The sequence below is a fragment of the Photobacterium sp. SP02 genome, from assembly GCF_038519165.1.
GTDB lineage: Bacteria > Pseudomonadota > Gammaproteobacteria > Enterobacterales > Vibrionaceae > Photobacterium > Photobacterium halotolerans.
In genome coordinates, this window is the sequence record NZ_JASJOJ010000003.1 from 57,931 (window position 1) to 80,953 (window position 23,023).

Sequence of the window (23,023 nt, forward strand, 5' to 3'; positions counted from 1 at the left end):
ATTAGCATGGTCAAATAATCCGACAAGCGGAAACGTCGCCATCAGGTCAGATGGTGACCAGCGTCAATGCGTTAGCCGTTGCGTGATCAGGTAAATTCAGCTGCTATGTAACAATTTCGGCCCTGCTCTTTTGCCTGATAAAGAACCTTATCAACAATTTGATAAACGTATTCAGGCGACTCCAACCCGGTTGGCGTCCAGGAAGCCATCCCCTGGCTGACAGTGATTATCTTTGCTGTCGGGGAGTACTGATGCGGGATTTCCAAACTTTCTATACATTTTTTCAGCCGTTCGCATTCTTTCACTGCTCGCCGCTGTTCACAATGGCTCAATAAAACGACAAACTCTTCACCGCCATAACGGGCAACCAGCTCGCCGGCCCGGCTAAAATTGTCTTTAAGCGCTTTCGCAACTAACTGCAGACAGCGGTCGCCTTCTAAATGCCCATAATGGTCGTTGTATGATTTGAAGTGATCAACATCAATCATAATCATGGTCAGAGCTTGATTATTGCGGCCATGCAGCGCAATAAATTCTGCCAGTTTCTGATCCAGGTAGCGGCGATTCGCAATCTTAGTCAGCCCGTCTTCATTTACCTGTTCAGACAGCTTCTCGTTTGCCAGCCTGAGTTGTTCAGAAGCTGATTTCAGCTGATGGCGCATATTCGCAATACGTTGCATCGCTTTGAGTTTCGATACCAGTACGGTTTTATCGACTGGCTTCACCAAGTAATCATCTCCCCCCATATCAATCGCTTTTGCAATCATTTCAGGTTCTTCATGACCACTCAAAAAGATAATCGGCACCCATTCAGTATGTTGAACACGAAGCTGCCTGACCACCTCGACACCGTCCATATCAGGCATGCTGATATCCATCAGTACCAGATCAGGTTCAAAAGCAGGATAGCGCGCAATCGCTTCTGCACCCGACCCAACGGCTTCGACGCTATGGCCAAGTCGCTGCAGCCGCATTGCCAATTGCAGGCGCTCGACCTGAACATCATCCACCAGCAATATCCGCATTGCATCCATCAGGTTATCCTATTGAATTTATTTAGCATTGGCTTGATCCATTTATAGCACACAGAGTTGGCTACGTGATTTATCATTACTCCACACCGGTCACAACCTCTCAATTTATTTCCGCATCTCTGCTTGCCGGTTTTGGTCTGAATATCACATTGTAAATACCTCAGTCAGTATCTCTGCATCCGACAGGAAAAAGTCATCTATATTGACTTTTGGTGCCATGTCATTAGGATTCGCTTCCTTTACTTTTTACATGCTTAGGAATTTGTATGTCTGAGATTGAAAAACAAGACCTGGATCAGGTTGAAAACACAGAATACACACTGGACGATTGTTCGCCGGAACTGCGCCAGGTTGTTGAATTCGAAAAAGTGCCTGACGAACTGCTCAACATGCTGATCAATGTGTACAAAGTCTCAGAGACGACATCACGTGAAGCGTGGGATGAGCTGCCTGGCAGCGCGCAAAATATTTTAGACAACTTTGAACAGTTTCATGCGCTTGTTGCATTAAGCCAAAGCTATGCCGGTGTTGATTTTCTGACCGAAATGCAAGAAACACAACTGCCGGATCACATGAGCGAAGAAGAGCAAAGTGAATACAAAGCAGTGCTTCTTGATAAAGTGCTGCGCAGCTGTGTTAAAGACCTGTGCAAGCAATTGAAACAGGCTCGCCGTCATCCGCCAATGAAGAAAGAGTTCCAAGCTATTTTCAATCAGTAACATCCAGGGGGCATTATGCTCCCTGTTTTTCTCTGTTCCCCCAGCAAGTGCAAACCTGACCACCATCTCGACAGCCTGCTCAATCGAACATTGTTTATATGAGTTCTTGAGATAACCGACTCTTTGCTTATACTTATTGCTTTTATGGCAGATATTTATCTCATATGACTGTTCATTTTTCCAAACTGACACGACGTCCGCTGTTACTCCTCCTGGTGTTGATCGTATCCGGTTGTGCTACTTATGCTGGGTTTAATCTCGACCAGATGTATGGCAAGCCGGCGCCACAGAAAAGAATTCTGCCCGCTGAAACAAGCCTGGCTCAACGGTATCTCAATGAAGTCAAACCCTTGGTGGAAAATCGCTGCGTGGTTTGCCATGCCTGTTACGATGCGCCCTGCCAGTTAAAAATGTCGTCTGCAGAAGGCATAGACAGAGGGGCAAACAAAGAAAAAGTCTATCAGGGCACCCGTCTGATTGCCGCTAACACAACCCGTATGTTCGTGGATGCCCACAGCACTGAAGAATGGCGCAGAAAAGGATTCACTGCGGTACTCAACGAAAGAGTACAAAGTGCAGAAGCCAATACACAGCTCAGTGTTATCTCCAGAATGTTAATGTTGAAACAAAACCATCCTCTGCCTGATGAGCAGGTTTTGTCTGGCAACTGGGATTTCTCTCTGGACAGAAATGAGCAATGTCCGACCATTGAGGAAATGTCGGCTTACGAGCAGAGTTATCCACTATGGGGCATGCCGTACGGGCTGCCTAAGCTAGCAGATAATGAAAACCAGATTCTGATGGACTGGGTTGCTGCCGGTGCGCCGATGGCATCGCAATATGAAATACCTCAGGAAGTAAAACCTCAAATAGCAGAGTGGGAAGCTTTTCTCAATGCAGATGATTTCAAACATCAGCTTACCGCCCGCTATCTGTATGAACACTGGTTTGTTTCGCATCTCTATTTTCCTGATGCACAGCAGTCATCTGAGCACACCCCATTTTTCAGGGTTGTACGTTCACGCACAGCACCAGGAAAACCGGTAGATATCATTGCCACCCGTCGCCCCTTTGATGATCCTGGCGTTAAGCGCCTTTATTATCGAATCCTGCCGGTTCGGGAAACCATTATAGACAAAACCCATATGCCATTTGCTCTGACCGGCGAACGCATGGCCCGCCTGAAAGCGCACTTCATTGACCCAAACTACACAGTGAGCGCCCTGCCCGGCTATACCCCGGAGCTGGCTGCCAACCCCTTACTCGCCTTTGAGCAGCTACCTGTTGGTGCCCGTTACCGGTACATGATCGACAATGCTCAGCACACTATCATGGGGTTCATCAAAGGTCCTGTCTGTCGGGGTCAATTGGCATTGAATGTCATCAATGACAGGTTCTGGGTTGTCTTCGTCGATCCGGATATCGCTGACTCACCGCAAGTGGCAGCCTTTTATGCCACCCAGGCCGATAATCTTCGCCTGCCGGCAGAAAAAAACAGCACCACCCTGCCTCTGCATAATTGGGTGACATACTCAAAACAACAAGGACGATTTCTGAGGGCTAAAAATGCCTATCTCAATGATGCTTTCAAAAATGGCCAGCATCTGACGACCGATTTAATCTGGGATGGAGATGGTACTAACGATAACGCTGCCCTTACTATTTTCCGCCATTTTGACAGCGCAACCGTAGTTAAAGGCTTAGTGGGTGAACAACCCAAAACCGCTTGGGTGCTTGACTATTCATTGATTGAGCGTATCCACTATCTTCTCGTTGCCGGCTTTGATGTGTACGGCAACTTTGGTCACCAGTTACTGACCAGGATGTATATGGATTTCCTGCGTATGGAAGGTGAGTCAAACTTCCTGTCGCTCCTCCCTCCTGCGACCCGTCGTACGGAACTTGCCCACTGGTATCAGGATTCGAACCAGAGCCTGTTGCATTACCTGGAAGGTGATATCAACGACTTCTCACAGCCGTCAGGCATTGAGTATACGACATCAAACCCCAAAGCCGAGCTGCTGGGAATACTGCAATCCAAGCTCAAAGAGGTCGATCAGAATAACACCCGTTACTCACTGGACAATGTGCAACTCAGTAAAGCCAGTCTCAATCAGTTACGTGCTTTAGCGCGGATACAAGGCCGCCAGGCCACACTGTTTCCTGAACTGACCTTTATCATGATTGAGCCCACAGCGCCAAATACACCACCACAGTTGCTGACCCTGGCGCGTAACAGCGCGCACAAGAACATTTCCAGCCTGTTCGACGAGGAGAAAAACCGATTACCGTCAAACGATAATCTGACACTGGTCAACGGCTTGCTGGGTAGTTATCCGAGCGCCTTCTGGCATATCAGAGAAGCCGATCTGCCGGATGTTGTTTCGCAGGCAAAGAGAATCTACAGTGAAGAGGATTACCGGGCACTGTTGGATAACGTCGCCGTTCGTCGTACCGATCCCGCCTTCTGGGCATTCAGCGATAAGTTAAATCAAATCAATCGCCAGAACAGGCCAGTTGAAAGTGGCTTGCTGGACTACAACCGCCTGGAAAACCGCTAGTTCCGTACAGTTTCTGAACCGGCCCGTGTGAAGCGCCCAATTGTTGATAAAAAATGCAACTGGCCCACTTCACCTGGGCCGGTTTTTCTTGTTGAAGACCGAAATGATACACTCACCCTACAGGGGCAAAGATCCCATCTTAAGCAATGTAAGCAGAGAATTATCATGCAAGGTACATTAAGTAAAATGCGTTCATCGCTTGGCGATGTCGTCAGTTATCAACTGCTGGTTGGAGAGCAAACTCTCGATCTGAACCCGCTGATTGGTCATCACCTGCAACTCACTTTCAGCGGCAATATTTTCTGTGATGCCTGCGGAAGAAAAACCAAAAAGAGCTATTCGCAAGGGCATTGCTTTCCATGTATGAAAAAACTGGCCCGTTGTGACATGTGTGTAATGAAGCCAGAAACCTGCCACTATGCGCAAGGCACATGCCGGGAGCCTGAATGGGGTGATTCACACTGCATGGTGCCTCACTATGTTTACCTGTCCAATACTTCCGGCCTTAAAGTTGGGATCACCCGTCATAGCCAAATTCCGACACGCTGGATTGACCAGGGTGCCACACAGGCTTTACCGATACTGAAAGTGAAAAACCGTCATCTTTCCGGGTTAGTTGAAGTTGCATTAGCCGAATTTATCGCCGATAAAACCAACTGGCGGGCAATGCTGAAAGGTGATGCAGAGTCGATCGATTTGACCGCGGAAGCAGAAAAACTGCTGCCAGCAATTGAAGAAAAGCTACAGGACTTATTGCTGCATTTTGGGGCAGATTCCATTGAACGTCTTAATCAGGACATAGTCGAGATTACTTACCCGGTAAGCTTGTACCCCAAGAAAATACAGTCGCACAATTTCGACAAAGAACCTGTTGTTGAAGGGATATTACTTGGCATCAAAGGGCAATATCTGATTTTCGACACTGGTGTGATTAATGTGCGTAAATTCACCAGCTATGAAGTCTCAGTACAGACCAGATCTGCGTAATCGCACCAAGCCAGGCAGTTTGCGGCTGCCTGGCTCTGTGACATCAAAATTGCGTCTTGCTTTGTATCTTCATTTCTTCTTTTTAGGCTGAACAAAGTCGCGGGTTGAATCGACAATCGCTACATCTTTGGTGAAATTCTCACCCAGCACAACATCTTTGCCTTGCACCAAAGCAAAATCGGTTAGTGCGTTAAGATCACCCAGAATGGTTCTTACCTGGACAATGGCTGACTTAGTGTCCTCTTTTCCCGACCACCGGGTCACAGGTAATTCAAAGTCCATACCGCGAGCAGTGAATTTGACCCATTCATTGCCATCACGCTCGAAAGGAACCAGTGATGTCACGCCAAGAGTCGATGCTTTTTGTTCCTGGTTAATCCGTACTTTGACGAACTGCTTTGCCGGACTCAGCCACACCCACTCGTGCTGACCCAGTATCAACTTCCCGTCACGGGTTTTCACTTTCTTTGGCTGCGCCTTACCGGCAGGGGGTTGAGTGTTAGCTGTTTGAGACGTGGTTTCAGCAGGCGTAACAGCAACCGGTGCGGACGGAACCACCTTGACTGATTCAGATTGCTCCTCCGGCACTGAGGTTATGGCTTTACCCGTTTGAGCCACATCCTCATTCTGCGTTGAGGGCGGAGTCGAAGGAGAAGACACACAACCCGACAAAAGGGTTATCACAAACAAAAAGAGCGCTTTTTTCATACGGCTGCCACTAAAGGTCGAAAATACGCGCATATTGTAAACAATTTAACGGCATCTCTCAAAGCATCCTGCCAGTCCTTTTAGATAAGCCATGGTATTTCTGCAGTTTATAAATGAAGCTTTGCTCATCATACCAACCAATATTCGAGGCATGTTTGGCATCATCCCAGAGACTTAAATACCAGCGTCGTTTTTCATAACCTTCGGCAAGGGGATATTTCGCCACATAACGAGCAATGAGATTCAACTCGGGACGAATATCATTTAAATGAAACACATCAAACTCCCGGTGCTTTATACCGGCATCGGCAGGATCAAGAATGGCCGCTACTTTAAACGTTTTTGCATCGAACAGGACATTCGCTAAATGACAATCATCATGCACAAAAGATGGCTGTTCATTCATGGGTGCCAATACATCCTGACGCTCATCCCAGAGTTTTTCGAAATGGTTTTTCAGCTCCGCTGAGAAAGGGGAATCTGTGTCTAATACGTACTGTAATACCGGATCCATCCATATTTCAAATGCAGGTGTTATCTGAGAATCATACTTATTCTCTGCTATTTCAAACCCTTGATCATGAGGTTGATTGTGCATATTAATAAGAAGCTCTGTAAAGTGATCCGAAAATACCTTCAGTGCATGTGGTTCAGTCGGTAATTCATGTGCCGGGACACCATTCACCCACTCCATAACGATGAATTCATGTCCTTCCTCACAGCCAAAAAATAAAATTTCAGGCACTTTACAATCAATCATTGATCTTAAACGGTTGACAGAATTAATTTCCTGACTCAGCCGGCCAGCCTGACGACAAAACTTAATAACCACTCGTCGTTTCTCTGTAGCAAGAAATGCAACCCAGCCATAAAAAGTAGATTGTAGATTACAAAAATCAGGGCAACTGTTAAACAGAGCACGAAAAGCGTTAACCGCAATTCTGTTAAGTTGAGGCTCTTGCATAGATATCCTTTCTTATAGCCACATCAATAAATAGCTAATCTGCAAGCTCTAAATACATCGAAAAATTAAATATAATGTTTCGATTTTGTAGAAAAATGATCAGATATAAAAGCCATTAAGCTTAACTTCGCGATATATCCCTCAAAAAAGATAAAAGTGCGGCTACTAGATATAAAAAGGAAATAATCTCTAATTATGATGAGAATCAATAGCAATACCCATACAGTCCGACAGAGCTTCGAGTTGTGCATCATCATCCAAATGTATTGACCATTGCACACCACTCCCTGTTGCTGTAATGATATTTGGTTGTCTTAGCAACCGGATATCATCGGCTCTTGCCTGCAAAGTCACTTTACCCGTCCCTTCAAGACGAATAACCAGCTCATGCTGATTAGCAACAATCCTGCCCTGGCTGAATGTCAGAATCATGCTTCGTCCTTCTTTTTATGTTTCAGTACCGCCATAGTTAACCGGCTTGTACACACAAGATTATCCCGTTCATCGGTGATAGTAATCTGCCAGACTTGGGTCGTGGCCCCTAAGTGCACAGGGCTGGCTGTTCCTTTCACAAAACCCGTACGAACAACACGGATATGATTGGCATTGATATCAAGACCAACACAGTACTTATCGTCACTGACACACATGTTGGCAGCAATCGACCCCAGCGTTTCCGCCAGAACCACAGATGCTCCGCCATGTAACATGCCAAAAGGCTGGTGAGTTCTTGAATCTACTGGCATTATTGCCGTCAGGCTATTGTCATCAAAGGTACTGTATTCGATGCCGAGGTGTTGAACCAGGGTGTTCACTGAGGTTTGATTTAAGTCGTTAAGATCAAATTTCTTTCGCCAAATCGACATTGCTATTCCTTATAACAAGCTAGATTGCGCCAGCATAACATCTATATAAATGGCTGATAAGCGATGTACAACATGGCATATACTAAAAAGCGAGGAGTGAGAACTATGATAGCATTTCGCCATTTACCCGTTACCAGTTTGCTGGCAAGTGCATTACTGCTGGCTGCTTGCAGTAATTCACCCACTGGCCGGCAACAGGTACTGCTGTTCTCTGAACAGGACATGTCGCAACTGGGCGCACAGTCCTTTGAAGAGATGAAAACAAAGGAAAAGATCAATACTGATCCTCAGGTTAACACCTATGTTCAGTGTGTCACTCGTGCTTTAACTGCATCACTTGGCCGCCAGCCAGAAGCACCAAGCTGGGAAGTGGTTGTATTCGACAGTGATCAGGTGAACGCCTTCGCGCTGCCCGGCGGAAAAATCGGCGTGTATACCGGCCTGCTGAAAGTTGCAACGAATCAGGATCAACTCGCGACTGTTATCGGCCATGAAATTGGCCATGTCCTTGCCAAACACAGCAACGAGCGCTTGTCCCGCTCTCAGTTAGCCAACCTTGGTTTGCAAATTTCCAGCGTCGCCCTCGGTGGCACTGAGTATCAGGAAATGGCCATGGCCGGGCTCGGGCTTGGTGTACAGTACGGCATTCTGATGCCTTATGGCCGTGCGCAGGAATCGGAGTCCGATATCATCGGGCTGCGCATGATGTCACAAGCTGGTTTCGATCCGAATCAAAGCGTGGCGCTTTGGCAAAACATGAGCAAAGCCAGCGGCGGCGGGCAACCCCCTGAAATTCTGTCGACCCACCCTTCCCATGCATCACGCATTGATGATTTACGGCGTGAAATCGGCCGCTTGCCCGTTTCAACGACAACACCTCCCAACTGTAAAGCGCCAGGCTGATAATCTGGATATTGGATTATTTTTGCTCTGAGCAGAAAAAGCCTCCCATCAAGGAGGCTTTGCAGAGTAAAGGTAAAAATGCTGAAACTACTGGCTATTATCCGTCATACCAGGCATATAAGCTTCTACCCGGCGGTTTTGCGCTCGCCCTTCTTCGGTGTTGTTCGTTGCAATAGGATCCCGTTCACCAAAGCCTTTAATCTCAATCCTGTCCATACCAATACTGAAGTAGCCCGCCAGATAGCCCGCGACGGCTGCTGCACGTTCTTCAGACAGTTTCTGATTATAAGCCGGTGTACCTGATGCATCTGTGTGGCCTATCACCTGAAGTTTACTGTCAGGATAATTCACCAGGCGATCCGCAATGGGTTGTAACTTAGCAACATAATCTTCTGTTAACTGGCTACTGTCGAAGTTAAACGGTAATGCCACCCGGACAGGCTGAATAGTCGCAGCAGGCAAAGGCGCGGGCTCTGGCAGCGGAGCTGCCTCTTCAACAACGGCCGCGGCTGCTGGTGCTCCCCAGTGATATACCAAGCTCAACCCGTAGAAATGAATATCTGTCTTACCAGGTTCACTGCGCCCAACCTGATTGTAATATTGATATTCTAACCGTGTTGAGACGTTGGGATTCATATAAAATTCAGCCCCAACCCCTGCAGTGCCCGATGTACCACTGTCATCTGCACCATTTACCGTGTTATCAACATTAAAGAAAAAGCCACCCGCTTTGGCATACAGATCAACAACATCCGTCACAGGCCATGTCAGCTTGGCAACTAAATCCAAACCGTAAGCTTCAAAGCCGCCACTGCCTAAATCATAATCGGCTTCACCAAGGTAAGTGTACCCGCCTTCTAAGCCAACCATAGGAGAGAACTGGTAACCCAGAAAAACACCCCCGCCCCAGTCATCTTGCCCGTAGTCACTTTTCTGGCCGTCAATCGCACCGTCAAAATTGTTAAAATGTGTGCCACCCACCCGGGCGCCGAAATACCACGGATTCTCTGTCGCGGCAACAACTGAACCAGACAAAAAAATCGCCAACGGAACAAATTTGATTATTCGAATCATAAAATTTTCCTTGTTATTAGTTCACCACTACCTCTAAGGGTTTAGACAGAGATATCAATTTTAGCAAGGTAATAAGCAGGTTATAGCGCGCCGATATCTTTATTAAGACATCCAGCTGGAGCGATTTTTAAGCACAATCTATGACAGTGTCCGAAAACAGCCCTTTCTGAGTCATACAAGTCAAAAAAATACCACTGCCAACAGGTAAACCAGCCAGGTTGCCGGATCAGGCTTTTATCAATCAAGCAGATCACAACCCACCCCCATATGCACACTCAGGTGCATAATGTTTACATTGTAAATTCACACTGACAGAAAAATGAACAATCAATGAGTTTGTTTATGTTCACTGTTTCAAACGAAGCGCCAGACAAGTAAAATGTCCGGCATGAGAACTGATTACAAAAATGTTGAATTTACCGCTGATGACGATTGAAACTGGCACAAACAGACCTTTTAGCCATCTGAAAATTGGGGTTATTGGCGGAGGAATGGCAGGTTCTACCATTGCACTTCGGCTTGCCGAGCAAGGTTTCTCTGTCAACCTTTTCGAAGAAGGGCCAAGCCTGGTTAATGGTCCTCCTATCTGCCACTTGCACGCAGGTGGCAATTTGTATCGTGACATTTCAGATGAGCAGTGTCTCCAACTGCTGACACAGTCTGTCGATACGTTAAGAGTCTATAAACACAGCGCTAATATTCGCCCCACCGTCATCGCTGTTCCGAAACAGGATCCCGGCCATCCCGACTTATTGCTCCCCCGGCTGACTTTGCTTGAGCAACACTATAAAACTTTGGTTCAGAAGGATGCGGCAAATGCCGTATTGGGCAAGCCGGATGATTATTTCCGTCTCTATTATCGCGAAGATCTGGAAAGACTGGCTCAACGCACTGTGCCAAACCGGGCAACAGCGCCTGATGATTGGATGGTTCCGGTCGCAAAACACCTTGACCTTGATAATTTTAAATTCCCCATCGTACTTGTTCAGGAGTACGGTGTAAGCGTCTTTCGGTTAGCCGCCACTGTCACTCTGGGACTGGATGCACTTCCCAACAGCCAGGTCAGAACACGCACCAAGGTAACGCATATAGAGCAGGATAATCAGACCCATAAATGGCAAATTACTTACCGTTGTCTGGGTGAAGGCAGTAGCAATTGCAACAGCCACAAAGAGGAAGTGGATTATCTGATCAATGCCTGTGGTTACCGCACCGGCACCTTAGATGATATGGCGCATTATAAGCGTAAACGTTTGGTCGAATTTAAAGCGGCCTATGTCACCCGATGGGAAGACAGCAAAGCAGAATGGCCTGAAATTATTTTCCATGGTCAGCGTGGCACCCCGCAGGGAATGGCTCAGCTGACTCCCTACCCGGACGGCTACTTCCAATTACACGGCATGACAGAAGACATCACACTCTTCAAAGACGGCCTGGTCAGCAGCAATGAACAAAGTGCTCAGCCCGTATTAAATCCTATATACAAAAATATGCTGAGAAACGGTTGGCAGCCCAGTGATATAGAGCAACGAACGCACAGGGCTATTGCGCATATTGCCAAACATCTGCCAGCGTATAAAACAGCCAGTGTAGGCGGTCCGCCACTGTTTGGGGCGCAGCAGATCCCGGGAGAAGACCCCTCTCTTCGCGCTGCCGATGTCTCGTTTGATGGATACCGCTATGCCCGCACCGAGATCGTCAAAGCGTCCTCTGCATTAACCGCCGCAGAGATCATCGTCAAAAAGCTGGTAGCAGACGGATTGATTAACGCTGAACAAAGTGGCCTGACATTACCTCTGGAAGCTCGCTTTACAGTCACTCAGCAGCTTGGCGCTGCCACTATCACCGAAAAAGCCGAGGCACTGGCGAGAGCTCGTCAGTTTCCAGTCGCTTTAGCTCTGCCGGTTGGCTAAACCTTATCTGGCAGCACGGTGAAAATCAGACAGCAACAGCACCGGTATCTTCTGGATGCCGGTTTTATTCAGGCAGAATTGACAGGTCATTGCAGTCTGGCGGAAAAAATACGGCCAGCCAGATGGTATTCGCGCCGGGCGCCGTCCAGCTGACCCGATGACGGCAGTGTGCAGGGAGATAAATACTTTGGCCTTCACCTAGCCGAACAGGCAAACGGCCATCGTCGAATGCCAGCTCGGCGGCCCCCTGAATGACCATCACCCACTCATCTTCATGTTGATCGTACCACTCATCAGGTGGTGTCTGGTGACCCCGCGAGATGATTCGCTCAATACGTACACCAGACGTATTAATCAGAGTCTGAAACAGCTCTTCCGGCAGCTTATCAGGTATGTCTGATAACACATCCTGAATGCTCAGGCTGCCAGGTTGACACTTGTTGATCGTCATGAACATCACTCATCTTTTGGCAAAGTAACATTGATTTTTTCATTCAGTTCATCAAGTTCGTTCTGAAGCGCCGTTCGTTCCACTTCCGCTTCCGCCACTTTGGATAATTTTGCTTCATAACGATCGCAATCAGCCTGAGAAACCCAGTTCCAACTTTTGCCGGATTTAAACTCGTCGCACGGCTTTTTGAACTCTTCAGCAACACGCCGCGCTTGTTTCACATCAGCCTCTACCTGGCTGAGCTGCTTTTGCAGCCCCAGTTGCTGCTGATATAACGCTTTAGAGTTGGACAGCACAGTCTGCTGTTTTTGGGTTGCTTCAGTCAGCGTCTCAACTTTGGTGTCTAATTGTTTTTTGGTGACAACCAGCTGCTTTTTCTGTTGCTTAAGGGCCGCCATTTGCTTTGCATGCTCTTCACGTACTGAAGATAACTCCAGTGTTTTCTGCTCAAGTTGCTGCTGTAACTCTTTAAATTCAATTGCTTTTCGAGTTTCCATTGACGCCATCGTTTCTAACCGCGAGCTCAGGCTTTGTATTTGCTCCGCCTGCTCAGTGTTTATCTCACGAAGGTTGTCCATTTCCGCAACCGTTGGCTGATGCTGAAGGTGCCCTATTGCCGATGCCAGTAGCATTCCTGCAACTAAACCGGCAACCAAAGTCACTTTCCAGTTCGACATCAACTCCATTCCTTTCTCCTAACAAACTACCCAGTTCAATACGTGATTAAGCATCGATAAACAGCCCAATATACCCAAATGACGTCAAGAGCCCTGGGTAGCTAAGTGGCAGAGACACAAACTACCACAACCGATGCGAACCGATGTCAGAGCTTTATCAAGCTTCATTGAGGCTTCATTCGCAAAGTCTATGATAGCGATAGAAAATTAGCTATTCCGAATCACATTCCTGCCGCACTCTTTCGCTTTTTCCCTCGGAATAAAATCTGGATATGACAGTGTCGGGTTACTTTTTGCCCTTGTAGCCCCCGGAGGAAAACTAACATGAAGCAATCTGAGCTGGCGATGATCATCACCTTAATGCTGAGCCCAATCAGTTATGCCAAAGAAACGGTAACAATGAGAGCCACTTCTGCTGCCTGGCAAGATGACTCATTTCTGCTCCCTATGGGTACAAGAATGACCGATTATTGGGTCAGCGAAAAATTAGATGGCATCCGCGCCCACTGGAATGGCCAGCAGCTGCAAACCCGTACAGGGCACGTTATTCATGCACCACAGTGGTTCACCGCTGGCTTGCCTGACCAAGTGTTAGAGGGCGAATTATGGGCCGGAAGAGACGCTTTTCATCTGGTATCACAAACAGTGCTGGATTCATCACCCAACCCTGAACAGTGGGAAAAGATCCGATTCATGGTATTCGATGCCCCCGCACATCCTGGTTCATTTGATGAGCGCCGGCGCCATGTCACCGCACTGGTCGATACATTAAATCATCCATACATCAACGTCATAGAGCAGCGAAAACTGACCTCAATAGCCATGGTAAAGAACTGGCTGTCGGAAATAGAAGCCGATGGCGGTGAAGGAATAATGTTACACCATGCTTCGCAACCCTATGTCGCAGGCCGGTCAGACAGCTTAGTAAAAATAAAACGCTTCGAAGATGCAGAAGCTGTCGTGGTTGGCTACGAGCCCGGGAAAGGGAAATATCAGGGATTGATGGGGGCGCTCTGGGTAAAGATGGATGCTCTGCCGCCCTTTAAAATCGGTACGGGTTTTTCAGATGCAGATCGTGCCGTTCCCCCTGAAATCGGAAGTATAGTCACCATCAGATATAACGGCTTTACACATAACCATATCCCTCGCTTTGCCCGATATTTGCGAACAAGACCGGCATCGACTCTGTGATACGCAGATGTAAAAAGGGCTTACTCAGTGGTAAGCCCTTGGCGGTATTACTGCATCTTGAAAATCTGGTTAGCTTCAAGATTGGTCATGCGCCGGATAGAACGCCAGACGTAATAAAAGATACCGAACATCATCAGCATGGACGGAATCGCGATCATCGGATAACTCAGCAGCGTCATTTCACCCAGCTCTTCGTTAAAAGCTTCTGACCCTGCCGGGCTGGTCACTATGGTGGTGGCCAGTACGTAATTCATTATTGAGGAAAACACGAAGGTACTGGCAAACAAATAATTAGACTGTGCCAGACACTTGTTGAATTCAGTTAGTTTGCCGTTTTGTGTCAATTTCTCTTTGATCAGCGAAAGATTCAGAACGGCATCGTTGAAAATCATTTTGGTTACAACAGGATACTTAGTGAATGTTGAGACAAACACCACAAGTCCAATCAAACCAGGAATCAAAGCTTCTTTAATTGCAAGCCATTGATTATCAAGTTCAAGTAAACCTATTCCACCGGTCAGTAATACACTGACAAAGCCCAATAACGAAATGAAGTTAAACTTCTTGTGTTTGATCAGTTCATAGCCACCCAGCACAATCGGGAAAGCCAGTGCCAGCATCAATGCATTAACAGGGCCCAGTTGTTCCTGGCCACTCAGCTTCATCAGTACCACAGACGGTACGATGACATTGAAGATAAGATCAGTAAGAGGATTCGATTTTTTTTCAGTCATGGTTTTTCAGGTACGTTTCAATATCGGGTCATTGTTCCGTCATTTACCCATAATGTAAAGATGAAACAAGTTACAAGGCTTTTCGCTTTGGTCGACTTCACCAAACTATTTTAGCTTATGGGGCAGACAAAATACCAAACCGACTTGACTTTATGGTCAGATAGAACCATGTTCTGCCTTACAACCAAGGAGCAATCACCGCTAAACTTTTCATGTAAAAGCACATAACGGTGAATTTAAGATAAGGACATTCCTATGCTGGATCGCAATAAAACCGCACTGGTGATCGTTGATGTTCAGGGTAAGCTGGCCAGCCTGATGTCAGACAGTGATACTCTCTATCAAAACCTGTCTGTCATGACGCAAGGGGCAAAAGCGCTTCAATTACCTGTCATCTGGTTAGAGCAGTTACCCGATAAGCTTGGGCCCACTATTGCGCAGATTGCTGAGCACCTCACTGATCAGGCGCCGATCGCCAAAAATTGTTTCAGCGGTTGCCAGTCGATCGACTTTATGGACGCTTTAGTTTCCACAGGCTGCAAGAACGTGCTGCTGGTCGGTATCGAAGCGCACATTTGTGTCTATCAAACCGCCATGGATTTACTTCGCAAAGGCTACCATGTCGAAGTCATTTCTGATGCTGTCTCTTCACGGAATGCGGCGAACAAAACAGTCGCCCTGAATCGCATGCAACAGGCAGGCGCCTCTGTCTCGTGCACAGAAATGGTACTTTTTGAGTTACAAGGCGTTGCTGAAGGGGAAAGCTTCAGGCAGATCTTAAACCTCATCAAATAATTAAGTCACAAAGTTGACATTAATTGCACTGATAAATTGATCCCGGATTCAATGCAGGCTATCTTATTTTCATAAAAAAAATAAGATAGCCATAGGTTAATCTCCTCCTCGGCATTTTCGGAGTCCGGCCCATGTACGCCATAACCCACATCAGCGTGTTTGATGGCAGCACGATTGCTGAAGATCAAGCCATTTTTATTGACAGAGATACCATCTCTGCCGTCATGCCCATGTCGCAAGCCAAGTCCCGGCAATTACTCCCGACCGACTGTCTGGACGGGACAGGGTTACTGGCCACCGCGGGCTTCATAGATATTCAGCTAAACGGTTGTGGCGGCGTCTTGCTAAACACAGACATTGCCAAATCCACCCTGGATACCATGAATGCCACCAATCTTCGCTACGGTACCACCCAATATCTTCCCACTTTTATCACCAGCGAAGCCGAACCGCTTAACGAAGTCATTCAGTTGATTGAAAGCATTGATACCCCTGAATCTGAAGGAGTGCTGGGACTGCATTTAGAAGGCCCTTTCATCAACCGCCAAAAGAAAGGGGCCCATCGGGAACAATGCATCAGGGATCTTGATGAAGAAACCGCGGAGTACCTCATCAGCCATGCCCATTGCATAAAAGTGATCACACTGGCGCCTGAGTCTTGTGAGCAATCGGTGATTAACCAGCTGACAGAGGCGAACATCATAGTGTCTATGGGTCACACCAATGGCCGGTACACCGACTACATCGCCAAACAGGGCATCAGTATGGCCACGCATCTGTTTAACGCGATGAGTCCGCTGGATTCCCGTGAGCCAGGTGCTGTCGGCTATATCTTTGATCGCAAACCCCATACCGGCATTATTGTTGATGGTATTCATGTGAATTACGCCTCAATCAGAATCGCCCACCAGCTTCTGGGAGAGAAACTTTTTATGGTTACCGATGCTGTGACACCAGCGGGTACTGACCTCAAAGAGTACGATATGGCAGGCACCAAGGCCTATGTCACCGACGGTAAATGCCATTATGCCGATGGCACGATTGCCGGCGCGGCCATTACCATGATTGAAGGGGTACATAATCTGATTAACCATGTGAGTGTCAGCAAAGAAGAGGCATTGCGGATGGCAAGCCTGTACCCGGCCAAAGCACTGGGGCTGGATGCACACTATGGAAGGGTTAGAACAGGATATAAAGCCAATCTGGCATTACTGACGGCGGATCTGCAAGTAAAAGGCACGGTGCAGATGGGGTTGCGGCATCACGTTTAAAGCGACGGTATGCAATGTTCGCGAAGTAAAAAGACAAAGGGCCACTCATCTGTGGCCCTTTGTGCATTATGCGTTGGCGAGTTTGAGCGTTTCAAGCCGGGTAAGTTGATATTCGCGCAGCTTGAAGTAGCCGTAAGTCGCGACAATAGAAAAGAAAAGGTATGACAGAGCAAATACCAGAGGTGAGTTAATCACCTGATTTTCCAGCCCCCACATTACCCCTGCGACAGTGACGCCCATTTTAGCCATTAACCCGGTTAGCAGCAGCATGAATGCCAATTGAGGATAACGCGTTGCCCGGAATGCCAGCCAGTAGGCCGTACCTACCGCCAGAGACGCTATGCCAAAACCGGCCATAAATGAATGAAGATGCTCACCTGAGAAAACACCGGCAACAACCGATACAGCGAGAATGATCAAGAACTTCATAAGAACCTCACTCAAAAACCCGACGTTAATGACAGTGGGCGCCAACTCTTTCACCGGATCGCCCTTTTGCGGCTATTGTTTCAGGTTTTACTGAGGTTTAACAGTGGTCACTCTTCCCAGCATTGTTACTAAAATGTTTCACTTTCAGTCATTTACATTCTGAAACATTATAAACACCTAACAGGAAACAACTTCCCGCGAAAAGTTACAAAACAGTTAACAACTTTGCCAGCAGCAGGATATCGCTGCAAAGGCCATATCTGAAAAATAAAATTCACAATTTGAGTGCTAGTAGCATGGAAGATCAATGCCATAACACAGTCCTTCGCATGAAAAGCAGGATCTAATACTGAATTTTCACTTCAGAGCCCAACAAAGTGAAAAGTGTGACAAACCTTTAGTACGAACCAATCGCAACGGTAAGAAACAAGAGTGATGCGCTTTTCTTTTGGCGCATTCACTATGAAACTGGGATGTTGCTCTTACCTTTGTAACCTTCGTTAGGAATATTGGCTTCCTCTCTCTATAATTTGCTGAAATTCAGAACAAAAACCACATTTACGGGCATTTTATGACGACCATTCTTGATGCAGTCGATCTTCGTACACAACTTGTTGGAGAGAACCGCCTTGAATTGCTGATTTTTCGGCTTCATTCTGCTCAATTATTTGCGATTAACGTGTTCAAAGTGCGTGAAATCGTCAAGCAACCGCACCTGCACTCGCTGCCCGGCAGTCATTCCAGTGTCTGTGGTGTTGCCAACATTCGCGGACAGTCGATTCCAATCATTGATTTACGAAAGGCTATTGGTGTAAGAGCCACGGAAGAGAGCACTGAAACCAACCTCATCATTACTGAGTACAATCGAAGCGTTCAGGGCTTTCTCGTCGGACAAGTGATGAACATTGCCAATATGACCTGGCAGGACATTCAGCCGCCACCCAGTCAGGTCGGTAAAAACAATTATCTGACCGCCATTACCAGAATCCAAAGAGAGGGTGTTGAGAGGCTGGTCAGCATAGTCGATGTCGAAAAGGTGCTGGCTCAGATTGTGTCATACAACACGGACATTTCTGACGATATTCTCGATCAGCATTTAGTCAGCCAGTTTCATGGACGCAAAATTCTGATTGTCGACGACTCTTCAACCGCGAGAGCACAAATCAGGGATACCCTGTCGCAGCTTGGCCTGGAAATCATAGAAGCCATTAATGGGCAAAAAGCACTGGATATTCTCAAAGGCTGGTGCGATGAAGGAAAAGAGGTCAATCACGAGATCCTGATGATGTTCACCGATGCCGAAATGCCGGAAATGGATGGTTATCGCCTGACCCACGAAATCCGCAGTGATGAGAGGATGAAAGATTTGTTCATTGCACTAAACACCTCGCTCAGCGGAAGCTTTAACCAGGCAATGGTCGATAAAGTAGGCTGTAACCGTTTCATTTCTAAATTCCAGCCGGATCTGTTGGTTGAAGTCGTCCAGGACAGACTGAGAGAAGCCTTAAAGCAGCCCGTGTAATTCGCCACGGGCTTACTCACGACGTTTGGCAGACAAAGGTTAAAAGGCGCGTAGTCTTATCAGCAATACACCAGACTCAAATGCAGTAATGTCAGCTTCAGCAGTGCTCCCGGCCAGGAGTCAGGGGCCAGTCCAACCCGGCTCCCCTGATACTGAACCAAACTACTGATTAGGTGAAAGACTGTCCATATCTTGCCAGATACCATCATTGAATCCCTTCGCTTCAATCTGATGACTGACTGACAATGTGCGATCATCGCTTTTCATTGCCAGCTGCATAGTAAACAACACCAAAACCGCTATCGGTATTAAGCAACTGCTGAGCGTAAACTGAGCTGTCGATTCCATACATCCCCCTTAATGCGACTGCGCTGTCTGAACCGGTCCCTGCTGACTACGCAAAGTGACACGACGGTCAAAAAAGTCATACTCCCAGCTTTCATCCATTTTGAGCGGCTCTTCTTCGCCATAAGCAATGGTGACAATCTGCAATGGATTCGCGCCCCGAGATTCCAGATAATCCCTGACGGCAGTCGCACGCTCTTCAGAAAGAACCTGGTTACGCTCCGACCCGCCACGGCGGTCTGCATAGCCTGATAATTCCCAGTTTATTTCTGGCGATTGCTTCATCAGTTCTGCAATTTCATCCAACTGAGCCTGAAAATGGGGCTCAATCACTGCCGAGCCGGTTCGAAAATGTACGTTCATTGCCAACGCCATATCATGCTTCTGTTGTGTCTCGCGCAGGCTGGCCATTTCATGCTGCATGTCCTGATAGCTGTTTAGCACAGGCTCCAGTTCAGCGTTACGCTCATTCAGAGCAACAATGGTTTTCTGCTGCTCACTCAAACGCGCTGTCTGGCTGGCGATATAACCTTCCTGGCCAACGGCCGTCCCCATAATCCCGCCGACCATTGCACCAATCACAGCACCGACCGGACCACCAACCAGACCGCCGACTGCGGCACCGGAACCCATACCAATCCATTGTTCTTGCTGTGCAACCGGTTCAGTGTTTGCTGTACTCTGCTGGCCCGCATGAACCTGAGTGCTGGCGCCCATCACCGCTGTGGCGACCAGAAGGGAAAGAGCCTGTTTTTTCATCATGTCGTTCATCTGATTTTCCTCATCATTTCTGTGTTATCCGAAAAAGCATCTGAGGCCGTTAATGCAGCTCTCGTTTGCCGATGAGAGAATTAAAACAAAGTGTTCAGGCAATAAGAGGGAGAGAAAAAGGCAATGTGCTGATCAAATGTGGCAACATTATGGCAATTGACTTTGAAGGCGGATTTGCACTTTTTTAGCCTGCCAGTTCAGGTATAGTCAGTTTTCTCCAAGGTGAATGATGAAGCAATCAATGAAACATATAGCCATTGTTGAAGACGAAGCGGCGATTCGGGAAAACTACATGGATGTGCTGAAAAAGCACGGTTACAAAGTGCAGGGCTACGCTGACCGCCAGCAAGCCCAGCAAGCGTTCGAACTCAAACTGCCCGATCTGGCCATCATAGATATCGGCCTGGGCCATGAGATAGATGGCGGATTCGCACTTTGTCAGTCGTTACGCGCACTCTCCCCCACTGTACCCATCATTTTTCTGACTGCACGCGACAGCGACTTCGATACGGTGTGCGGACTGCGGATGGGGGCAGATGACTATCTCACCAAAGACATCAGCCTGCCCCATTTAATGGCAAGAATTGCCGCGCTATTCCGGCGCAGTGAGCTGATGTCTGCCCCTGCGACCGAAGAGACACTGCTGCACAGGGGAGCTTTGACCATTGACCAGAACAAAATGCAGATCTTCTGGCAGGATCAGCACATTGATTTAACTGTGACTGAGTTCTGGATGGTGTACGCGCTGGCAAAACGCCCGGGCCATGTCAGAAGTCGTCAGGATTTGATGGAGGATGCCCACGTCGTGGTCGATGACAGTACCATCACCTCTCATATCAAGCGGATACGCAAAAAGTTTGCCCAGAATGATGCCGACTTTGATCATATTCATACTGTCTACGGAATGGGATACCGATGGGGAGCCTGACCGCACGACTCACCGCAGGACTTCGCGTTAAGATTGTTATCATCGCCAGCCTGTTGCTCACCCTGCCCTGGTTCGGGTACCGGTTTGTTCTTGAAATGGAAAAACTGCTCCGTCAGGGACAAGAGCAAACCCTGATTGGCACAGCCAGAGCCATTGCCACCGCGCTGAACGAACGGCCTGCGCTGTTCAGCCAGCAAGCCAGTTTTCTGCCTCGTGTTCAGCATGGCCGCGATTTATACGTCTACGACTTGCCCGGTTCAATCACCATTGACGGAAGCCTGGCAGACTGGCCTGAGGATCTTGATGCCAAGATGCATTATTACGGACGTCAGTATGTCCGATTCAGCCAGCGCCCTTACCAGCAGGGACAAACCGATTTTTATCTGATTACCGGGCGACACAGCCAGCAATTTTATGCCGCCATGAAAGTGAAGGACAGGCACACCGTTTTGCGCCGTGCCAACAGTCATCAGGTCGACAGGAACGACCATCTGATATTGGCACTGACAACCCCACAGGGTGAGTTCGAACGCTATCTGATTGCACTTGAACAAGATGGCCAGACTTCGGCCTGGATGATCACCGATGAGCTTGACGAGCCGAACCTGATCTCTGCCACGAACCTGATTACAGCGCAGTGGCAACCAAGGCAGGATGGCTACTCGCTGGAAATCAGCATGCCCTTGTCACAGCTCGGCCAACGGCTGTCGGTGTCTGTTTATGATGTTAACCACGATACCCACCGTGATGTTGAGACCATCATAGGCACAGCCAACAGCAAAACGGCGGCTGATTTGGGTACAGTGCTGCTGCCCTCACCGGAAATTGAGCGCATAGTCAAAGGCATGGGGCACAGCAGTTCACGTATCTGGGTGCTGGATCGTCATCAGCGCGTATTAGCGCAATCCGGCGACATTCAGCATTCCGACGGGGTGTGGGCAACATCTGTTCGTTATGATGAAGAGGAATATGGTTTAGGCTCCTGGCTGGATCAACACCTGTTGCGCCCGCTTTATTACACCTTTCTCTTATCAGAGCCCGTCCCGTTCGACGACAAGCCCGCCGATCCCGCACTGATCACAGGCGTCAATGTTGATCAAGCCTTGCAGGGACGCGGTTACGCCCACTGGCGGCCATCAAGTGACGGCAAAGCAATGATTCTGTCCGCCGCCTACCCCATCTGGCTGGATGACAAAGTGATGGGAGCCGTGGTCGCCGAAGAATCAACCCAGGGGGTTCAGACCCTGAAAAACCGGGCTCTGGAACAACTCTTTAACGTGTTACTGGCGATCATCATCATCGCTGCCATAATTCTTTTCCTGTTTGCCTCAAGCCTCTCAGGCCGTATCCGGCGGTTACGCGATCAGGCAGAACAATCAATAGATGCTCAGGGCCGGATTCGCGAAGCGATCACTGCGTCATCATCGAAAGATGAAGTCGGTGATTTATCCCGCAGTCTGGCTAGCATGGTAAACCGGCTCGGACAATACAATCATTACCTGGAAAACCTGTCTTCGCGGTTGTCACATGAGCTGCGCACGCCCGTTGCCGTCGTGCGCTCTTCACTGGATAACCTTTCTATGTCCAGCCTCAATCATGATGAACAGCGCTATATCGAACGGGCGCAGGAAGGTATCCGAAGACTGAGCACGATTTTATCGAGCATGACGGAAGCAACCCGTATCGAGCAGAGCCTGCAAGGTGCAGACATGGAAGAGTTTGCGCTCCATGAGTTGATCAGCGGCTGTATGCAAGGCTATCAGTTCGCCTTTGCAGAGCAAGACTTCCAGGTGCAGGTGCCGGAAAGCCCGGTCCGTATCACAGGCGCACCCGACTTTCTGGCTCAGCTACTGGACAAACTGATTGCTAACGCGGTTGAATTCAGCCACCCGAACAGCCAGATTGACGTCACACTGTCACAAACTGATAAGCACGCCACACTGACTGTCAGCAATCAGGGGCCGCTACTACCGGATGATATGGCCGACCAACTGTTACATTCAATGGTCTCGGTACGCAGTCAGGCGCATCAGGACAAACCGCATCTCGGTCTGGGTCTGTATATTGCGCGGCTGATCGTGGATTATCACGCAGGGCAAATCGCAATCAAAAACCGCCATGATTGTTTGGGTGTCACTGTCGCCATTACTCTGCCATTGAGTACGGCAACCAATACCTGA

23 protein-coding genes are annotated in these 23,023 nt (G+C 48.1%); 11 read left to right on the forward strand and 12 right to left on the reverse strand.

Annotation, left to right across the window (positions count from 1 at the left end):
- Window positions 1-86: 86 nt before the first annotated feature.
- Window positions 87-1,034, reverse strand: coding sequence for a diguanylate cyclase domain-containing protein (locus P0Y67_RS02130; RefSeq protein WP_342390546.1), 948 nt, complete (start codon window positions 1,032-1,034; stop codon window positions 87-89).
- A 266-nt stretch (window positions 1,035-1,300) separates the two neighbouring features.
- Between P0Y67_RS02130 and P0Y67_RS02135 the strand changes: the two genes are divergently transcribed.
- From P0Y67_RS02135 to P0Y67_RS02145, 3 genes are all read left to right on the forward strand, one after another.
- On the forward strand, window positions 1,301-1,753 hold the full coding sequence (locus P0Y67_RS02135; protein ID WP_027251114.1) for a DUF3069 domain-containing protein: 453 nt from the start codon (window positions 1,301-1,303) through the stop codon (window positions 1,751-1,753).
- 164 nt (window positions 1,754-1,917) lie between these two features.
- Window positions 1,918-4,314, forward strand: coding sequence for a fatty acid cis/trans isomerase (locus P0Y67_RS02140; protein WP_342390547.1), 2,397 nt, complete (start codon window positions 1,918-1,920; stop codon window positions 4,312-4,314).
- Window positions 4,315-4,479: 165 nt separating this feature from the next.
- A complete protein-coding gene (locus P0Y67_RS02145) occupies window positions 4,480-5,301 on the forward strand; it encodes a DUF2797 domain-containing protein (protein ID WP_342390548.1) in 822 nt (273 codons plus the stop codon).
- Between the two features lie 69 nt (window positions 5,302-5,370).
- On the opposite strand, the gene P0Y67_RS02150 is transcribed toward P0Y67_RS02145, so the two are convergent.
- From P0Y67_RS02150 to P0Y67_RS02165, 4 genes are all read right to left on the reverse strand, one after another.
- Window positions 5,371-6,009, reverse strand: coding sequence for a putative ATP-dependent zinc protease (locus P0Y67_RS02150; RefSeq protein ID WP_342390549.1), 639 nt, complete (start codon window positions 6,007-6,009; stop codon window positions 5,371-5,373).
- Window positions 6,010-6,067: 58 nt separating this feature from the next.
- Entirely contained in the window at window positions 6,068-6,973 is a 906-nt protein-coding gene (locus P0Y67_RS02155) for a phosphotransferase (RefSeq protein WP_342390550.1), read from the reverse strand.
- 189 nt (window positions 6,974-7,162) lie between these two features.
- The gene (locus tag P0Y67_RS02160; protein ID WP_342390551.1) at window positions 7,163-7,405 is read right to left on the reverse strand and encodes a DUF3389 domain-containing protein; all 243 of its coding nucleotides are present in this window, start codon (window positions 7,403-7,405) and stop codon (window positions 7,163-7,165) included.
- The gene (locus tag P0Y67_RS02165) at window positions 7,402-7,839 is read right to left on the reverse strand and encodes a hotdog fold thioesterase (RefSeq protein ID WP_342390552.1); all 438 of its coding nucleotides are present in this window, start codon (window positions 7,837-7,839) and stop codon (window positions 7,402-7,404) included. The genes P0Y67_RS02160 and P0Y67_RS02165 overlap by 4 nt, the downstream gene beginning before the upstream one ends.
- A 105-nt stretch (window positions 7,840-7,944) precedes the next feature.
- Here P0Y67_RS02165 and P0Y67_RS02170 point away from each other — a divergent pair, with 105 nt between their 5' ends.
- Entirely contained in the window at window positions 7,945-8,742 is a 798-nt protein-coding gene (locus P0Y67_RS02170; RefSeq protein ID WP_342390553.1) for a M48 family metallopeptidase, read from the forward strand.
- Window positions 8,743-8,829: 87 nt separating this feature from the next.
- Here P0Y67_RS02170 and P0Y67_RS02175 read toward each other — a convergent pair whose 3' ends face one another.
- Window positions 8,830-9,816, reverse strand: coding sequence for an OmpA family protein (locus tag P0Y67_RS02175; protein ID WP_342390554.1), 987 nt, complete (start codon window positions 9,814-9,816; stop codon window positions 8,830-8,832).
- Between the two features lie 425 nt (window positions 9,817-10,241).
- Between P0Y67_RS02175 and P0Y67_RS02180 the strand changes: the two genes are divergently transcribed.
- Entirely contained in the window at window positions 10,242-11,729 is a 1,488-nt protein-coding gene (locus tag P0Y67_RS02180) for an FAD-dependent oxidoreductase (RefSeq protein WP_342390640.1), read from the forward strand.
- A gap of 64 nt (window positions 11,730-11,793) precedes the next feature.
- Here the strand turns inward: P0Y67_RS02180 and P0Y67_RS02185 are convergent, their stop codons facing one another.
- Window positions 11,794-12,180: a cupin domain-containing protein gene (locus tag P0Y67_RS02185; RefSeq protein WP_342390555.1), complete on the reverse strand. Its 387-nt coding sequence runs from the start codon at window positions 12,178-12,180 to the stop codon at window positions 11,794-11,796.
- A 5-nt stretch (window positions 12,181-12,185) separates the two neighbouring features.
- The gene (locus tag P0Y67_RS02190; protein WP_342390556.1) at window positions 12,186-12,857 is read right to left on the reverse strand and encodes a chromosome segregation ATPase; all 672 of its coding nucleotides are present in this window, start codon (window positions 12,855-12,857) and stop codon (window positions 12,186-12,188) included.
- 324 nt (window positions 12,858-13,181) lie between these two features.
- On the opposite strand from P0Y67_RS02190, the gene P0Y67_RS02195 reads away from it, so the two are divergent.
- The gene (locus P0Y67_RS02195) at window positions 13,182-14,048 is read left to right on the forward strand and encodes a DNA ligase (protein WP_342390557.1); all 867 of its coding nucleotides are present in this window, start codon (window positions 13,182-13,184) and stop codon (window positions 14,046-14,048) included.
- Between the two features lie 47 nt (window positions 14,049-14,095).
- On the opposite strand, the gene P0Y67_RS02200 is transcribed toward P0Y67_RS02195, so the two are convergent.
- Window positions 14,096-14,782 carry a VC0807 family protein gene (locus tag P0Y67_RS02200; RefSeq protein WP_342390558.1) on the reverse strand — a complete coding sequence of 229 codons (687 nt, stop codon included), beginning with the start codon at window positions 14,780-14,782 and terminating at the stop codon, window positions 14,096-14,098.
- A 255-nt stretch (window positions 14,783-15,037) separates the two neighbouring features.
- On the opposite strand from P0Y67_RS02200, the gene P0Y67_RS02205 reads away from it, so the two are divergent.
- Complete coding sequence (locus P0Y67_RS02205; protein WP_342390559.1) at window positions 15,038-15,577, forward strand: hydrolase; 540 nt, start codon at window positions 15,038-15,040, stop codon at window positions 15,575-15,577.
- Between the two features lie 131 nt (window positions 15,578-15,708).
- On the forward strand, window positions 15,709-16,848 hold the full coding sequence (gene nagA, locus P0Y67_RS02210) for an N-acetylglucosamine-6-phosphate deacetylase (protein WP_342390560.1): 1,140 nt from the start codon (window positions 15,709-15,711) through the stop codon (window positions 16,846-16,848).
- 66 nt (window positions 16,849-16,914) lie between these two features.
- Here the strand turns inward: nagA and P0Y67_RS02215 are convergent, their stop codons facing one another.
- Window positions 16,915-17,277, reverse strand: a complete 363-nt coding sequence (locus tag P0Y67_RS02215; protein ID WP_342390561.1) for an NADH:ubiquinone oxidoreductase — start codon at window positions 17,275-17,277, stop codon at window positions 16,915-16,917.
- Between the two features lie 571 nt (window positions 17,278-17,848).
- Between P0Y67_RS02215 and P0Y67_RS02220 the strand changes: the two genes are divergently transcribed.
- Complete coding sequence (locus tag P0Y67_RS02220; protein WP_342390562.1) at window positions 17,849-18,799, forward strand: chemotaxis protein CheV; 951 nt, start codon at window positions 17,849-17,851, stop codon at window positions 18,797-18,799.
- 162 nt (window positions 18,800-18,961) lie between these two features.
- Here the strand turns inward: P0Y67_RS02220 and P0Y67_RS02225 are convergent, their stop codons facing one another.
- Window positions 18,962-19,147: a hypothetical protein gene (locus P0Y67_RS02225; protein ID WP_342390563.1), complete on the reverse strand. Its 186-nt coding sequence runs from the start codon at window positions 19,145-19,147 to the stop codon at window positions 18,962-18,964.
- A 9-nt stretch (window positions 19,148-19,156) separates the two neighbouring features.
- Window positions 19,157-19,915 (reverse strand): sortase-associated OmpA-like protein PdsO, encoded by a 759-nt coding sequence (gene pdsO / locus P0Y67_RS02230; protein ID WP_342390564.1) that lies wholly within the window; start codon window positions 19,913-19,915, stop codon window positions 19,157-19,159.
- Between the two features lie 241 nt (window positions 19,916-20,156).
- On the opposite strand from pdsO, the gene pdsR reads away from it, so the two are divergent.
- Together pdsR and pdsS are read left to right on the forward strand one after the other, a co-directional pair.
- Window positions 20,157-20,843, forward strand: coding sequence for a proteobacterial dedicated sortase system response regulator (gene pdsR, locus P0Y67_RS02235; protein ID WP_342390565.1), 687 nt, complete (start codon window positions 20,157-20,159; stop codon window positions 20,841-20,843).
- Window positions 20,831-23,023, forward strand: coding sequence for a proteobacterial dedicated sortase system histidine kinase (gene pdsS / locus P0Y67_RS02240; RefSeq protein ID WP_342390566.1), 2,193 nt, complete (start codon window positions 20,831-20,833; stop codon window positions 23,021-23,023). Before pdsR ends, pdsS begins: the two co-directional genes overlap by 13 nt.

Coding starts and splice junctions, on each gene's coding strand:
- P0Y67_RS02150 (WP_342390549.1), bottom strand. CDS start 6,009: ATGAAAAAAGCGCTCTTTTTGTTTGTGATAACCCTTTTGTCGGGTTGT.
- P0Y67_RS02160 (WP_342390551.1), bottom strand. CDS start 7,405: ATGATTCTGACATTCAGCCAGGGCAGGATTGTTGCTAATCAGCATGAG.
- P0Y67_RS02170 (WP_342390553.1), top strand. CDS start 7,945: ATGATAGCATTTCGCCATTTACCCGTTACCAGTTTGCTGGCAAGTGCA.
- P0Y67_RS02185 (WP_342390555.1), bottom strand. CDS start 12,180: ATGACGATCAACAAGTGTCAACCTGGCAGCCTGAGCATTCAGGATGTG.
- P0Y67_RS02225 (WP_342390563.1), bottom strand. CDS start 19,147: ATGGAATCGACAGCTCAGTTTACGCTCAGCAGTTGCTTAATACCGATA.
- P0Y67_RS02145 (WP_342390548.1), top strand. CDS start 4,480: ATGCAAGGTACATTAAGTAAAATGCGTTCATCGCTTGGCGATGTCGTC.
- P0Y67_RS02195 (WP_342390557.1), top strand. CDS start 13,182: ATGAAGCAATCTGAGCTGGCGATGATCATCACCTTAATGCTGAGCCCA.
- P0Y67_RS02175 (WP_342390554.1), bottom strand. CDS start 9,816: ATGATTCGAATAATCAAATTTGTTCCGTTGGCGATTTTTTTGTCTGGT.
- P0Y67_RS02135 (WP_027251114.1), top strand. CDS start 1,301: ATGTCTGAGATTGAAAAACAAGACCTGGATCAGGTTGAAAACACAGAA.
- P0Y67_RS02205 (WP_342390559.1), top strand. CDS start 15,038: ATGCTGGATCGCAATAAAACCGCACTGGTGATCGTTGATGTTCAGGGT.
- nagA (WP_342390560.1), top strand. CDS start 15,709: ATGTACGCCATAACCCACATCAGCGTGTTTGATGGCAGCACGATTGCT.
- P0Y67_RS02165 (WP_342390552.1), bottom strand. CDS start 7,839: ATGTCGATTTGGCGAAAGAAATTTGATCTTAACGACTTAAATCAAACC.
- P0Y67_RS02180 (WP_342390640.1), top strand. CDS start 10,242: ATGACGATTGAAACTGGCACAAACAGACCTTTTAGCCATCTGAAAATT.
- pdsS (WP_342390566.1), top strand. CDS start 20,831: ATGGGGAGCCTGACCGCACGACTCACCGCAGGACTTCGCGTTAAGATT.
- P0Y67_RS02190 (WP_342390556.1), bottom strand. CDS start 12,857: ATGTCGAACTGGAAAGTGACTTTGGTTGCCGGTTTAGTTGCAGGAATG.
- P0Y67_RS02140 (WP_342390547.1), top strand. CDS start 1,918: ATGACTGTTCATTTTTCCAAACTGACACGACGTCCGCTGTTACTCCTC.
- P0Y67_RS02130 (WP_342390546.1), bottom strand. CDS start 1,034: ATGGATGCAATGCGGATATTGCTGGTGGATGATGTTCAGGTCGAGCGC.
- pdsO (WP_342390564.1), bottom strand. CDS start 19,915: ATGAACGACATGATGAAAAAACAGGCTCTTTCCCTTCTGGTCGCCACA.
- pdsR (WP_342390565.1), top strand. CDS start 20,157: ATGAAACATATAGCCATTGTTGAAGACGAAGCGGCGATTCGGGAAAAC.
- P0Y67_RS02200 (WP_342390558.1), bottom strand. CDS start 14,782: ATGACTGAAAAAAAATCGAATCCTCTTACTGATCTTATCTTCAATGTC.
- P0Y67_RS02155 (WP_342390550.1), bottom strand. CDS start 6,973: ATGCAAGAGCCTCAACTTAACAGAATTGCGGTTAACGCTTTTCGTGCT.
- P0Y67_RS02220 (WP_342390562.1), top strand. CDS start 17,849: ATGACGACCATTCTTGATGCAGTCGATCTTCGTACACAACTTGTTGGA.
- P0Y67_RS02215 (WP_342390561.1), bottom strand. CDS start 17,277: ATGAAGTTCTTGATCATTCTCGCTGTATCGGTTGTTGCCGGTGTTTTC.